General features: G+C 50.5%; 11 protein-coding genes. 4 read left to right on the top strand and 7 right to left on the bottom strand.

Features of this window, described 5'->3' with window-relative positions; all coding sequences use genetic code 11:
* Positions 1-185: 185 nt before the first annotated feature.
* From V7P87_RS10920 to V7P87_RS10935, 4 genes are all read right to left on the bottom strand, one after another.
* Positions 186-1,190, bottom strand: coding sequence for a LacI family DNA-binding transcriptional regulator (locus V7P87_RS10920; protein ID WP_333797459.1), 1,005 nt, complete (start codon positions 1,188-1,190; stop codon positions 186-188).
* Positions 1,191-1,229: 39 nt separating this feature from the next.
* Positions 1,230-2,570, bottom strand: coding sequence for a glycoside-pentoside-hexuronide (GPH):cation symporter (locus V7P87_RS10925; RefSeq protein ID WP_333797460.1), 1,341 nt, complete (start codon positions 2,568-2,570; stop codon positions 1,230-1,232).
* Between the two features lie 143 nt (positions 2,571-2,713).
* Entirely contained in the window at positions 2,714-4,051 is a 1,338-nt protein-coding gene (locus tag V7P87_RS10930; protein ID WP_333797461.1) for a GH1 family beta-glucosidase, read from the bottom strand.
* Between the two features lie 354 nt (positions 4,052-4,405).
* A complete protein-coding gene (locus V7P87_RS10935) occupies positions 4,406-6,643 on the bottom strand; it encodes a putative bifunctional diguanylate cyclase/phosphodiesterase (protein ID WP_333797462.1) in 2,238 nt (745 codons plus the stop codon).
* A 197-nt stretch (positions 6,644-6,840) separates the two neighbouring features.
* On the opposite strand from V7P87_RS10935, the gene V7P87_RS10940 reads away from it, so the two are divergent.
* From V7P87_RS10940 to V7P87_RS10955, 4 genes are all read left to right on the top strand, one after another.
* Positions 6,841-7,236, top strand: coding sequence for a rhodanese-like domain-containing protein (locus V7P87_RS10940; protein WP_333797463.1), 396 nt, complete (start codon positions 6,841-6,843; stop codon positions 7,234-7,236).
* Positions 7,237-7,469: 233 nt separating this feature from the next.
* Complete coding sequence (locus V7P87_RS10945; RefSeq protein ID WP_333797464.1) at positions 7,470-7,841, top strand: VOC family protein; 372 nt, start codon at positions 7,470-7,472, stop codon at positions 7,839-7,841.
* Positions 7,842-7,849: 8 nt separating this feature from the next.
* Positions 7,850-8,545, top strand: a complete 696-nt coding sequence (locus V7P87_RS10950) for a cupin domain-containing protein (protein WP_333797465.1) — start codon at positions 7,850-7,852, stop codon at positions 8,543-8,545.
* Positions 8,546-8,707: 162 nt separating this feature from the next.
* Entirely contained in the window at positions 8,708-10,177 is a 1,470-nt protein-coding gene (locus V7P87_RS10955; protein WP_333797466.1) for a protein adenylyltransferase SelO, read from the top strand.
* A gap of 154 nt (positions 10,178-10,331) precedes the next feature.
* Here the strand turns inward: V7P87_RS10955 and V7P87_RS10960 are convergent, their stop codons facing one another.
* From V7P87_RS10960 to V7P87_RS10970, 3 genes are all read right to left on the bottom strand, one after another.
* Positions 10,332-11,963, bottom strand: coding sequence for a methyl-accepting chemotaxis protein (locus V7P87_RS10960; RefSeq protein WP_333797467.1), 1,632 nt, complete (start codon positions 11,961-11,963; stop codon positions 10,332-10,334).
* A gap of 222 nt (positions 11,964-12,185) precedes the next feature.
* Positions 12,186-13,148 (bottom strand): GGDEF domain-containing protein, encoded by a 963-nt coding sequence (locus V7P87_RS10965; RefSeq protein WP_333797468.1) that lies wholly within the window; start codon positions 13,146-13,148, stop codon positions 12,186-12,188.
* A 268-nt stretch (positions 13,149-13,416) separates the two neighbouring features.
* A partial coding sequence (locus V7P87_RS10970; protein WP_333797469.1) for a hypothetical protein occupies positions 13,417-13,605 on the bottom strand: 189 nt, incomplete at its 5' end.

Consider the following 13,605-nt stretch of genomic DNA (forward strand, 5'->3'; position numbering starts at 1 on the left):
GTTTTGCTTGATGCCGGTGGCATGGCACAAATACCTTATCTGTCGCTGACCAGCGCTATTCAGCAACCTACTGGTATTATTGATTTATTTTATGCCTGCGGCATGGCGCGAATGCGGGGTCTCGCCCCCGCGGGCGAGACCCCGCTGCTATAGCGCCATCAGCTGCAGGCTGAAAACAAGCCAAATCAGCCCTTCAGCGCTGCTGCCGACTCCCGCACGACCAGCTCTGGCACAAACACATTATTCACAACCACGCTGTCGTCTTTGTACAGATGTTTTAATAACCACAAAGCGGCCATTTTGCCCATTTCGTGGATGGGGTTGTTCACTGTGGTGAGTTTGGGGGAGATATAACGGGCAAAAGGAATGTTGTCGTAACCAACAAAAGATAAATCACCCGGCACTTTCAGGCCGCGGTCTAAACAAACGGAAATGGCGCCCGACACCATCTGGTCGTTGGCACAGACCACGGCGCTAAATGGCAATCCTGTGGCAAAGAGCTGTTCCATGCCGGCCACGCCACCGTCTTCTTTATAGTCGCCTTCCACACAAAGTCTGGGGTCAAAACTGAGGCCAAATTCAGCCAAAGCTCTTTTGTGGCCCTCAAGGCGCTCCAGCGCGTCGTGTTTACGTTTAGGGCCTGAAATATAAGCAATATTTTTATGGCCCAGCTGTAACACATGCTGGCAGGCTAAATAACCACCCAGCTCGTTATCCAGGTAAATACAACGGTCGCTGATTTGTTCGATATAGCGGTTAATCAGCACTATCGGCTTGTCACCCTGGCTGAGTTTAATTAAATACTCATCCGACACCGCTTCTACGTCGAGGATCAGCGCGTCACAACCTCTGTCCTGCAAAAACTCCACACTGTCCATTTCCTGCGCCGCATCACTGTGGCCGACGGCAATAATCACATGTTTGTTTTTGCTGCGCAGCGAAGCTTCAATTTCCGCCATCATAGGACCGTAATAAGGACCGTCCAGCTGCGACACCAGCACCCCTACGCTGTTAGAACAGTTTGACGCCAGCGACTGGGCAAAGGTATTGGGCCTGTAGCCAAGCGCAGCCATAGCATCCAGTACTTTTTGCCGGGTTTTTTCGCTGACGTTGGTGTTGTTATTCATCACCCGAGACACTGTTGCCAGCGACACGCCCGCCATCAATGACACGTCGTAAATTGTAGCCATAAGTCCTTTATTCACATACGCTTAGGTTGTTTGTGCTTTTTAGCTTACCAGCTTTTCAGCATCGGCTCTTTGTAAATCCGTGCTGATCCGGGCAATTTTTTCATTGGTCAGAATGTACCAGCGCATCACCAGTGCCACCAGCACTGAGCCAAGGGCCGGATACAGACAAAACGACCATAAAATACCTTGTTTGGCGGTTTCAGTCTGGCTTTGGTCGGCCTGATAACCATAACCGGCCAATAACCAGCCGGCGGCGGCACCACCAATGGCAAGGCCCAGTTTGATAAAAAAGATAATGGATGAATACACCATGCCTGTGGTGCGGATGCCGGTTTTCCACTGGCCATAATCCACAGTGTCGGCCATTTTTGCCCACAAAAGCGGTGTGCCGGCGTTAAAAAAGAAATTCCACAGCATAAAAAAGCCAAACGCCAGCAGGCTTTGGGAAGGTTCGATAAAATAAGCGGCCACACAAACAGCGGCGGCACAAAGCTGCACTGCAATATACAGTTTTACTTTGCAAAACCTTTTAGCAAGCGGCTGCGCCACCATACAACCGGCAATACTGCCAAGCATTCCCAGGGTAATAAAAAGGCTGATATCATCCGGCAGTTCCAGATAATATTTCACATAATAAATGGCCAGGGTGTTTTTCAGCACAGCGCCCGACAATAAAAACAGCGCCGCCAACGACAACACCCGCCACTGATCATTGGCCCATAAAGCTTTCCAACCTTGCGCCAGGCTATTTTGTTCAGCCGGCGGTTGTACCCTCTCTTTGGTGCCGTAAAAACAGGCTAAAAACATCAGCACCCCGGCCACACTCATTGCCAGAATGGTCAGCTGATAGCCTTTGGCTTTATCACCTTCCCCAAAATAATCCACCAGCGGCAAAGTGCAGGCCGACACCAACAGGCCGCCCAGCATGGCAAACACAAAACGGTAACTTTGCACCGACACCCGCTCACCCGGATCGGCGGTTAACACCCCGCCCAAAGCACAATACGGAATATTAATAGCGGTATACGCCAGCATCAGCAGGGTATAAGTCAGAAAGGCGTACCACATTTTGCCGTTTTCAGAAAAATCCGGAGTGGTAAAAGCCAGCACGCTAAAGAGGCCAAAAGGCAGCGCAAACCACAATAAATAAGGCCGGAACTTGCCATGTTTGCTTTGAGTGCGGTCAGCCAGCGCGCCCATTAACGGGTCGGTAATAGCGTCAATAATACGTACCACTAAAAACATGGTGCCAACAAAAGCCGGTGAAATGCCAAAAATGTCGGTGTAAAAGAAGGTTAAAAACAGCATCACGGTCTGAAACACAATATTGCTGGCGGTATCGCCAAGCCCGTACGCTATTTTCTCCCTGACGCTGACCATCGGCCTTCCCCTGTTCTTGTTGTTATAAAGTAAAAGTACGCGACATTATGGTGCTGCAACAGCAGCATTCAAACCTAATGGATCAGACAGAAGCTGGCAAGGCGCATGCAAAAACAAGAGGCAAGCTGCCAGCGTCCTGCGCATCAGCGGCAACGGCTCTGAATAAAATCGCGGTAGGCCAGGCCACTGGTTTTAATGGTGCGCTGCTGTGTCGGGTAATCGACATACACAATGCCAAAACGTTTTAAATAACCTTCGGCCCATTCAAAATTGTCCATCAGGCTCCAGGCAAAATAACCATCCACCCGCACGCCCTGCCGGATGGCACTGTCAAGCGCCAATAAATGCGCCTGATAATAGGCCAGCCGGTCTTCATCATTGACTGCGCCGCCCAGCAGTTTATCGTCCATCGCCGCGCCATTCTCAGTGATATAGACAGGCGGCAGCTGATATTGCTGATGCAAACTGACAAGTAAATCGGTAAAAGCCTGCGGATAAATTTCCCAGCCGATATCGGTTTTGGGCGCATCCACCATATCCACAGGGGCAAAACCATGTTCAGCACAGGCCTGATACACAGTGCGGGTGTAAAAATTCACCCCAAGAAAATCCAGTGGTTCGCTGATAATGGCCAGATCGCCTGGTTCAATGCTGGGTTTATCCTGCTCGCTCAGCAGCGCAAAACTCTGCGGATATTCTCCGTCCAACACAGGTTTGATATACCACTGATTAAAATAATCATCAGCCAGCTGCGCCGCCGCTACATCGGCCGGATCCTCAGTCTGGGCATAACAAGGGGTAAAATTCAGCACCAGGCCGTTGAGGCTATGGGGGCTGTTTTTTTTCAGCACGCGAAGCGCCAGCCCATGTGCCAATAACAAATGATGTGCCGCCTGCCGGCCCCAGGCTTTTTTCTGTTTACCAGGGGCATGAATACCGGCTTCATAACCTAAATAAGAGCTGCAAAAAGGCTCATTTAAGGTGGCATAACTGTCCACTCTGTTGCCAAAAGCGCGGCTGATTTTGTCGGCATAATCGGCAAATAAATAGGCGGTTTGCCGGTTTAACCAGCCGCCCTGATCTTCAAGATGCTGTGGTAAATCCCAATGATATAAAGTGACAAAGGTTTTGATATTTAACGCTTTAAGTGCATCCAGCAGCTGAATATAAAAATCAACACCGGCCTGGTTTAACGAGCCGTCCTGATGCATCACCCTGGGCCAGGAAATGGATAACCGGTAAGCGTCCACCCCCAGCGACTGAATAAGCTGCACATCATCCTGCCAGCGGTTGACATGATCACAAGCTACCAGACCGTTGGAGCCATCACGGATCTTGCCCGGCGTGGCACAAAAAGTATCCCAGATACAGGGCAAACGGCTGTCGGCACTGCCTTCAATCTGAAAAGACGCTGTGGCCACCCCAAAAATAAAATCGCGCTGGCAGAGTCTGGAATCTTTGGGTAACTGAATTGTTTTCATCGTTATTCACTGTGGTTGTGTGCTGCCACCGGCAAAACCCGGCGGCTAAGCCAGGGCGCAGTGTGCTGTTGCACTGCGGGTTAAACATCACTGTTATGACAATATGTATTGCGGCAGCAATAGCCAGCATTATTCAGGCTTTTCAGCAACTTACTGTATCAGTGGCCACTGGATTTTTGTGTTGTCGCAAACCTGAAAGCGCTTTCAAAGTTATCATCAGAAGTTAGGTGATTTTATGAAGCTCGTCAATACAGCGGGATAAAAAGGCCGGAAAATAACCAGCCACAGGCGCAGCAGCAAAGCGCAGGCAATCACAATGAGCCGTTATTATTCAGCGTGATGGCTCACAAGAGGTTAGCGGCAACAGGACAACCAGGAAGGCGGTGGTTGCCACTGGGGCAACCAGTCTAATAACGCAGCTGCAGGCATAGGCCTGGCAATGGCATAACCCTGCGCTTGCTGATAACCCATTTGCAGCAGTTTGTAGCCATGGCCTTCGGTTTCTACCCCTTCTGCAATCACCTGCATATCAAAAGCGCGGGTTAACGCCAGAATGCCCTGCAAAATTGGCACATCGTCATCATCCACCAGTAAGTCCCGGACAAAACTCTGATCCACTTTGACGCTATGCAGCGGCAAGCGTTTCAGATAAGACAAAGACGAATAACCGGTGCCAAAATCATCCAGCGCAAAACGCACGCCAAGCGCACTGCATTTGCGCATCAGGCTGCTGACAGTGCTGATATCATCCAGCGCACTGGATTCGAGAATTTCCAACTCAATATACTGCGCCAACTTTGGATTGGGCGCTAATAAAGCAGCCAGATCCTGTTCAAAATGAGCATGTTGTAAATGATTGGCCGAAATATTAATACTGACCGGCAAGCGGATGCCGCGTCTAAGCCAACTGCCCAGTTGCCGTACCGCCTCGGCCAACACCCATTGCCCCAGTTTAATGCCCAGCGAATGTTGCTCCAGCACAGGTAAAAAAGCTGCCGGCGCTAATAAACCACGCTTTGGATCCTGCCAGCGCACCAGCGCTTCCAGCCCGGTCACCTCCCCTGTTGCCATATTCACTTTGGGCTGATAAAACAGCTCAAACTGCTGTTGCTCAAGCGCCTGACGGATTTGCTCCAGCTGATGATGATAACCACGCAGCTGCTGCTCCTGCGCCGCATCAAAACGATGGTAACGGTTTTTGCCGCCTTGTTTGGCCTGGTACATTGCCTGATCGGCCTGACGTAACAGCTGATCGGCCTGCACACCGGGCTGCGGATAAAAAGTTAAGCCGGCACAGGCCGACAACCGCAGCTCCAGCCCTTCGACATACACCGGTAAACTGATTTCACTAAGCAAACGCTGTAACAAGATGGCGCCCTGCTGCTCACTGTCCAGCGAATACAGCAGCACCACAAACTCATCACCGCCAAAACGGGCAATCAAATCTTTGGGTCTTTGCAGATGCGACAGCCGCTGCGCCAGCTTCACCAGTACCTGATCCCCCAGCTGATGGCCATGATGGTCGTTAATACCTTTAAAACCGTCGATATCGAGATAAGCCAGCCCCAACAAAACCTGGGGCTGTTGATCCATCGCCTGTTGCAACGACTGCAGCAATAACAGCCGGTTGGCAAGGCCGGTCAGGCCGTCATAATGCGCCAGATGTTCCAGCCGGTGCTGTGCCATCCGCCTGGTATCGTCCAGCTGCAACAGCCGCTGCTGGGTGCGCGCCAGCCAGCCCAGCACTGTGTCTTGTTTATCTGCAGCCACTTCAATCAGGGCACCCTCTTTAGCAGACCCCAACACACTGATATGTTTGTATAAATCGGCAAGGGAGGTGCCAAGCACTGCATGAAACTGGCGCTGAACCCGCCATACCAGTAAAAACAGCGCACAGGCTATGGCAATAAAAAGGGCACGCAGCAGATCGGCTGCCAACATTGCCTGCTCCACTTGCGTCGCTGTGCGGTTGTCGACCAGCAGATAAAACTGCTGTATCGGCTGCATAATACCGGCTTTGGCCTGATGGTAACTGTCATCAAACAGCAGCTGCAGCGCGTTATGACGTGCCTGTAGCTGAGCCGGTAACGGCAACGCGGCCGCGTCCTCAGCCTGTTGCATCGCCTGAAATTCAATAGCGGTTAAATCATCAGAGGCGGCTTTGGCCTTGGCCAATAACGCAAATTCCTGCTCAGTAAAACCAGCCTGTTGCATCAGTTCCAGCAAGGCAACCGCTGGCCCATAAGCCTTGGGTTTGCTGCTGCCTGCCACCACTAAATCCCAGTACAGGCGGTGGTAATCCTGCGGCCTTGGCGCCTTGCCATCGCGGATAGCAATAATTTCGCGAAAATAATCCCGGTACTGCCGGTTGCCTGTGGTGACATAACTGCGCACCATCCGGGTTAAATCATCGGACGTTTGCCGAAGTTCGTCGGCCAGGAAAAACGACACCAGACGCTGCTGGTTGGCTTGGTCAATCACCTGTTCTGAACGCACATACCAGAAAAAACTGCCGACAAAAGCCAGCAGCAGCCAGACCGTCTGCCGAAAATAAAGTTTTAATCTGGATAACTGCTGACCTGTACCTGACAAACAACACTCCTGCTGGGTTAAAGCTGTAATGCTGACAAAGGCTTGATATGGACTTTGATAATAAGAAGGCAATTCTATGATTACAAGCCGGCCCCAATATTAGATCAGCCTAATAAACATTGTCAGCCTGCCGGCCAGCCGCTACATTAAGCCCAGCTTTTCAGCCAAAATTTTCTAACCAAATGCAAGGAACAACCATGAAAAACGCCCAACAGCTGGTGGCCGAGGCCAAAAGTCAGATCCGCGAAGTGTCCGTTGAGCAACTGGCTAGCGCCCTCAGTGACCCACACAGCATTCTGATTGACGTGCGTGAACCGGACGAATTTAATGCCGGCCATATTCACAGTGCGGTGAATTATCCGCGTGGTGTACTGGAAATGCGTATTCATCAGCATCCGGCTGTTGCTGCTATTTGTGACACCGATCAGGCTCTGGCTACTTTAGCCGGTAAAGCCGTGTATTTATTATGCCGCAGTGGTGCCCGCTCTGCGCTCGCCGCTTTGTCGTTACAACAAATGGGCTTTAGCCGGGTTTATTCAGTGACTGGCGGTTTTCAGGCCTGGCAGGACGCTGGTCTGAAGGTTGAAATCTGAACATGAATTTGTGGGTTAAGCTGCTGAAACTTCAAAACTGAAACTTCAGTTTTAACACTATAAATCGAAGCTGCAGATCAGAGGGGCGGCAGCCAATGCAGCCCAACAAGGTAACTTTTTCCAACGGACAGCTCTAAACCCCCATCTGCTGCGTACTCCACAGACAGGCAATGTCCACAACAAACACCGGCCACTGCTGCCGGTGCTGTTTTTAATAACCACAGGAGTTTTTTATGCTGAGTTATGTAACTTTTGGAGTCAGCGATTTAGCCAGCGCCCGCGAGTTTTATGCATCTTTATTATCAGAGCTGGATGCCAAACCTTTGCTGGAAATGGACAGGATCATCTTTTTTGGTCAAAGCCTGGCCAAGCCGATGCTGGCCATTTGTATTCCTTTTAACAAAGAGCCGGCCGCTCCAGGCAACGGCACTATGGTGGCTATCAGCCCGGGCAGCAAAGAGCTGGTTGACGCCCTGTATCATAAAGCCATTGCACTGGGTGCCAGCTGTGACGGCGCTCCTGGCCAACGTATTCCGGGCAAGTTTTATGGGGCTTATGTCCGGGACACAGACGGCAATAAAATTGCGTTCAGTCATTTTGGATAACTGCGCTGATGCAGCTGAACAGTGACTTTACAAAACGGGTGGTAGTGCTGCCGCATCAGCAACAATGGCAGGACTCACCGATGCCGGGGGTCAGCCGGCTGATGCTGGACAGAGCGGGCGGCGAAGTGGCGCGCGCTACCAGCCTGGTGCGGTATGCTCCAGGCTGTGGTTACCATGCTCATCGACACGACGGCGGTGAAGAAATTCTGGTGCTTGAAGGTGTGTTCAGTGATGAACATGGTGATTATCCCCCCGGCACTTACCTTCGAAACCCGCCCGGCAGCAGCCACACGCCTTTTTCTGAAAAGGGTTGTCTGCTGCTGGTGAAACTCTGGCAGTTTTCACCAGCTGACAAGGCGCAGCTGGTGCTGCCAAGCCAGCATAGCCATTTTGTGCCGGGCATAGCGCCTGGCTTAACAGTGCTACCACTGCATGAGTTTGATGGTGTCAGTACCGCATTGGTTCGTTTTGCGCCACATACCCGTTTTCACCCTCATATACACCCGGGTGGTGAAGAAATTCTGGTACTCGAAGGGCTGTTTTGTGATGAGCTGGGGCAATATCCGGCCATGAGCTGGCTTAGAAACCCAAGATACAGTCAGCATCAGCCTTTTACCGGTGCTGAAGGTGCGCTGATTTACGTCAAAGTGGGTCATTTGGGCGCGGGCTTATTAGGTGATCAATTTATTGCGCCTCACCCTTAAGCCTGGTGTTGTTAGACCTGGCTCTGTTGACCAAAGCGCGCTGTCAGGCCACTACTGTGCTGGCGGCAGTTATGCTGGCTGCGCCTGGCGCAATATTGCTACAATCGCAGCATTCAAATGTTCTGATGTCAGAGCACCACTTTTGCAAAAGCAGTGAGATCCATGCAAATCGAACATAGCTACAGCACCCTCCCTGCTGAATTTTACAGCCTTTGTGCAGCCACGCCCGTGGCAGCCCCCAGGTGGCTGGCTTTTAACCATGAGCTGGCCGCTGAGCTTGGGCTGGACGCAGCACTTTGTGAAACAGACCAAGGCCTTGCTATCTTCAGCGGTAATCAGCAAGCCCCCTGGAGTAAACCACTGGCGCAAGCTTACAGTGGTCATCAGTTTGGCCAGTTGTCCCCGCGTCTTGGTGATGGCCGGGCTTTATTGCTGGCAGAAATTATTGATCAGCAAAACCAAAAACGTGACATTCAGCTAAAAGGTGCCGGCCCAACCCCTTATTCACGCCGCGGTGATGGCCGTTCTGCGTTGGGGCCAGTGGTCAGGGAATATCTGGTGAGTGAAGCTATGCATGCACTGGGTGTTCCCAGCAGCAGAGCTTTGGCTGCTGTTTATACCGGCGAGCCGGTCTACCGGGATCAGCGGCTGCCGGGCGGCATTTTGACCCGGGTTGCCGCCAGCCATATCCGCATTGGCACTTTTCAGTATGTGGCCATGCTGCAGGACGTACCGGCGCTAAAACAACTGGCCGATTATGTTATTCACAGGCATTACCCACAGTTACAACACCAGGCCGAGCCTTATCTGGCACTGCTGCGTGCTGTCTGTCAGGCGCAGGCCAAACTGGTGGCACACTGGATGAGCCTGGGTTTTGTGCATGGCGTGATGAACACCGACAATATGACCATCAGTGGCGAAACCATCGATTATGGGCCCTGCGCTTTTATCGATAGTTATGACCCCCATACGGTGTTTAGCTCTATTGACCATCAGGGCCGTTATGCTTATAAAAACCAGCCAGCCATCACCCAGTGGAACCTGGCCAGACTGGCCGAAGCCTTGCTGCCATTGCTTGCTCCCGACGAGCCCTCAGCTATAGCCGTGGCCACCGAAGTACTCAACGAATTCCCGGCCCTGTATCAACAACAGTGGCAACAACGTTTTTGCGCCAAACTGGCCTTAACCCCAAACGCTGCGAATGTCGTATTGGTGCAGGAGCTATTGGATTTTATGGCTCAGGAGCAGCTTGATTTTACCCTGACCTTCCGACAGCTCAGTGATAGCCTGATTGGTGCGCTATCACCTGAAGGGCCAGCCGCTGCGATAAGCAATACAGCGCCATATTTACAGTGGCACCAGCGCTGGTTACAGCAGCTGCAACAAGACAACCCCAACCGGGATCTAAGTGCGCTGCAGGCGCAGATGCACAGCCAGAATCCGTTTTTTATTCCACGCAACCATCAGATAGAACAGATCATCACCCAGGTCGTACAGCAGGATGATCTGAGCTTATTTCAGCAGTTTGCCAAAGCACTGAAAAGCCCGTTCAGCGCCACAGCCAGCAATGCGATATTTGCAAAAGCGCCGCCTGCAGGCGGGCCGCATTACCGGACTTTCTGTGGTACTTAAATTGAGATACTAAAGTTGTGGTGTTTGCTCCAAAGCGCCTGAGTTGTAGCAGCTGAGTTGTCGCCATGAACAACCAACCATAAAAAGGAAGGTAACAACCTTCCTTTTTTTACCATCAGTTTTACCACCAGTCGCCAGGATCAGAAGCGCAAGCTTAGTCTTTGGTTTTAAACTGTTTGACGTTTTGTTCCAGGGTGCGGGCCAGCTGTTCCAGCTGCTGACTGGCGGTGGTAATTTTCGCCGCTTCCTGCTCAGCTTGTAGTGCTGAGCTGGTGATCTGGCCAAAGTTACGGTTAATTTCCGACGCCACCACAGATTGTTCTTCCGCCGCTGTCGCAATTTGGGTGTTCATATCACTAATTTTTATCACCGAAATATTAATGGCATTTAACGAATCACCGGCACACTGCGCCTGCTCCACACTCAGATTGGCCTGGGCCTGGCCTTCATTCATCACAGCCACAGCTTTGACTGAACTGCTTTGCATTTTTTCAATCACTTGTTGAATTTGCCGGGTCGACTCCTGGGTTCTTCTGGCCAAATTACGTACTTCGTCGGCCACCACGGCAAAACCGCGGCCCTGCTCACCTGCCCGCGCCGCTTCAATAGCGGCATTCAGCGCCAGCAGGTTGGTCTGCTCGGCAATCCCCTGGATCACTTCCAGTACAGAGCCAATCTGACGGCTGTCTTGTGATAAATGGTCTATTACCTCGGCAGCTTCACCCACTTTGGCCGCCAGCGCATTAATGCTGGACTGGGTTTTGTGCACTTCACGCTGGCCGGCATTAAATTCATCAATAGCAGTTTGCGCCAAGCCTGCTGCTTCACTGGTGTGATGCGCCACTTCAGTCACAGTTGAAGACATCTGATTAATGGCGGTCGCCCCTTGTTCAGTTGCCATTTTCTGATGGCCAATTAAATCTTCGTTCTGACGGGCAGTTTCTAATAAATTTTTTGACGCTGACAATAAAGCGTTTGCCGCCTGCATCGAATTTTGGGTGATGCCGGTCAAATGTGAAGTTAAGTCTTTCACAGCGCTTAAAATACTATTGTGGGAGCTTGCCGCCACATCCACTGTTAAATCGCCCGAGGCAATCTGGTTGATGACAAAAGCGGCATACTCCGGCTCACCACCAATAATGTTTTTTAAACTTTGTACTGAGCGGATCGCCACAAAACTACCAATACCAAGCGCGATGAGTGTCACAAGAATCATCACTTTGGAAAAGCTGTTGGTTTGCTCACGCGCAGCTGAGACCTCACGCTGAATGGAGCGCTCCTGATAATCAATCAGCTGGTTAATGCGCTTTAACCATTCGGTGTAAGCAGGTGACACTGTATTTTGCAGATACTCGCTGGCTTGCTGCTGTTGTTCGTTATTGACCATATCGAGCAAAGTGGCGGTGAGTTTTAATGTGGAAGTTTCAATCTCTTTAATGGCCTGCAAATAAGCCACTTCTTCATTACTGTGTTTCACCTTGCCATACATGCTGTCGAGGGTGGCAGCAGCTTGCTGGTAAAAATCATTTAATCTTTTGATATCTTGCTGATGTTGCTCAGACTTCATTTTGTCGGCCACCAAAACCGCATCGCGGATCGAAATGGCTCTGTCATGCACGCTACCGCGAAAGTTAATAGCCTGACGTTGTTCCACTGCGGTTTGTTCTGACAGCTGGGTCAGGTTGTCATCAGCAATACTGATTTTGACTAAACCAAACAGGGTAATGCCGAGCATAATGACCAGTAAAATGGCAAAACCTGCATATAAACGATTAATTATCTTCATAGAGCGGACCTTATTTTGTAGTTAGCAATACAGTTTTTATGGTGCCAAACCAGCAATCCCCACTGGCAGGCATCATCAGCAAAACTGTGACATCAGCATCAATCGATTAAGTTTGATCAGCGGAACAGGCAGCTTCCGGCTCCATTCCCGACGAGGTGCGCCCAAATCGATATGAGTTTTATACGATAGAAAGCAGCAAATGGATTGCTCAGCAGAGGACAGTTATGTTGTACCCTGCCCTTGCTCTGTTGTGGCCTCTGTTTGTTGCGGATAGAGCTCAGCTCTGTTACGGCCATTACGTTTGGCCTGATACAACGCCGCATCAGCCTGAGTATACAAATCTTCAAAGCTGCTGTTGCCGTGGCAAAGTGCAATACCAATCGACATTGTGACACAAAGTTCGGTTGGACCTGCTTTGATTGGAAAATTTGCCAACAAAGCACGGATCCGTTCCGCCACCTGCAAAGCCATCCCTTGTGGTGTTTCCGATAAAAAAACCGCAAATTCCTCGCCGCCAATTCGGCCAAAAATATCATATTCCCGCAATGCTTTTTTGATCCTGTGGGCCGCCGCTTTTAACACTTCATCACCTGCCTGATGGCCAAATACGTCATTCACCGATTTAAAAAAATCCAAATCCAGCACAAAAAGGGCGCAAGGTAATTGCAAACGCTGACAACGCGACAATTCCGCTGTGGCCGACTCAACAAAACAACGCCGGTTTGCCACTTTGGTTAACTCGTCGGTCAGCGCCAGCTCGCTTAAAGTGGCGACTTTTGAGCTGAGTTGATGCTCCAGTACTTTTTGTTTGGTGATCTCTTTGGCCTGGATCAACATCTCTCCTGTTGACAACACCTGCTCAGAAAACAAAAACCAACGGTTGTCCCACAAATCAACTTCAAACAACCGAAATGGATTTTGCCGGCGGCGTTGATGGGCTTGAGTTAACCACTGCTCAATATCATCGGCATCAATACGAATACCTTTGCGCTCAACAAAAGATTTGCGCATCAGATCATCAAATAAAATGCCCAACATGGTTTTGTGATCCTGATAAAAAATGTCACAAAAAGCCTGGTTACAACCGAGCAGCCGATCATCAGCAGCCAAAATAGCGTAGCCGTCATGACTCACGTCAATAAATTCGAGCAGTTTTTGCTGATATAAAAGTTGAGATTTGCTCATGTTGCTCACCGCCAAAAGGGTTTTATCAAAGTTAGCAGAAGCCGGTAAAAGCGGATAAGTTCATGCACTAAGAAGCTAAACCGGATCCCCAGGAGCGCGTAATAAGGATTGCAAAAGACAGAGTAGCTGGTCCAAAGGGATTTTTTCAGGGGTGAATTCGGGATCTCAAAACGCAAATCATTTGGCGTTTTGCCGAATGAACGCAAGAGCCTCTGGCGATTGCCGGAATGTAAAAACACAAAAACGCCCGGAGCGTTTTTGGACAGCTTTAGCTGGTCCCACAGGGATTTGTACAGGAATGTAAAAACACAAAAACACCCGGAGCGTTTTTGGACAGCTTTAGCTGGTCCCAAAGGGATTTGTACAGGGGTGAATTCGGGATCTCAAAACGCAAATCATTTTGCGTTTTGCCGAATGAACGCAAGAGCCTCTGGCGATTGCCGGAATGTAAAAACAC

The organism is Rheinheimera sp., assembly GCF_036782235.1.
GTDB lineage: Bacteria > Pseudomonadota > Gammaproteobacteria > Enterobacterales > Alteromonadaceae > Pararheinheimera.

Coding starts and splice junctions, on each gene's coding strand:
- V7P87_RS10920 (WP_333797459.1), bottom strand. CDS start 1,190: ATGGCTACAATTTACGACGTGTCATTGATGGCGGGCGTGTCGCTGGCA.
- V7P87_RS10925 (WP_333797460.1), bottom strand. CDS start 2,570: ATGGTCAGCGTCAGGGAGAAAATAGCGTACGGGCTTGGCGATACCGCC.
- V7P87_RS10930 (WP_333797461.1), bottom strand. CDS start 4,051: ATGAAAACAATTCAGTTACCCAAAGATTCCAGACTCTGCCAGCGCGAT.
- V7P87_RS10940 (WP_333797463.1), top strand. CDS start 6,841: ATGAAAAACGCCCAACAGCTGGTGGCCGAGGCCAAAAGTCAGATCCGC.
- V7P87_RS10945 (WP_333797464.1), top strand. CDS start 7,470: ATGCTGAGTTATGTAACTTTTGGAGTCAGCGATTTAGCCAGCGCCCGC.
- V7P87_RS10950 (WP_333797465.1), top strand. CDS start 7,850: ATGCAGCTGAACAGTGACTTTACAAAACGGGTGGTAGTGCTGCCGCAT.
- V7P87_RS10955 (WP_333797466.1), top strand. CDS start 8,708: ATGCAAATCGAACATAGCTACAGCACCCTCCCTGCTGAATTTTACAGC.
- V7P87_RS10960 (WP_333797467.1), bottom strand. CDS start 11,963: ATGAAGATAATTAATCGTTTATATGCAGGTTTTGCCATTTTACTGGTC.
- V7P87_RS10965 (WP_333797468.1), bottom strand. CDS start 13,148: ATGAGCAAATCTCAACTTTTATATCAGCAAAAACTGCTCGAATTTATT.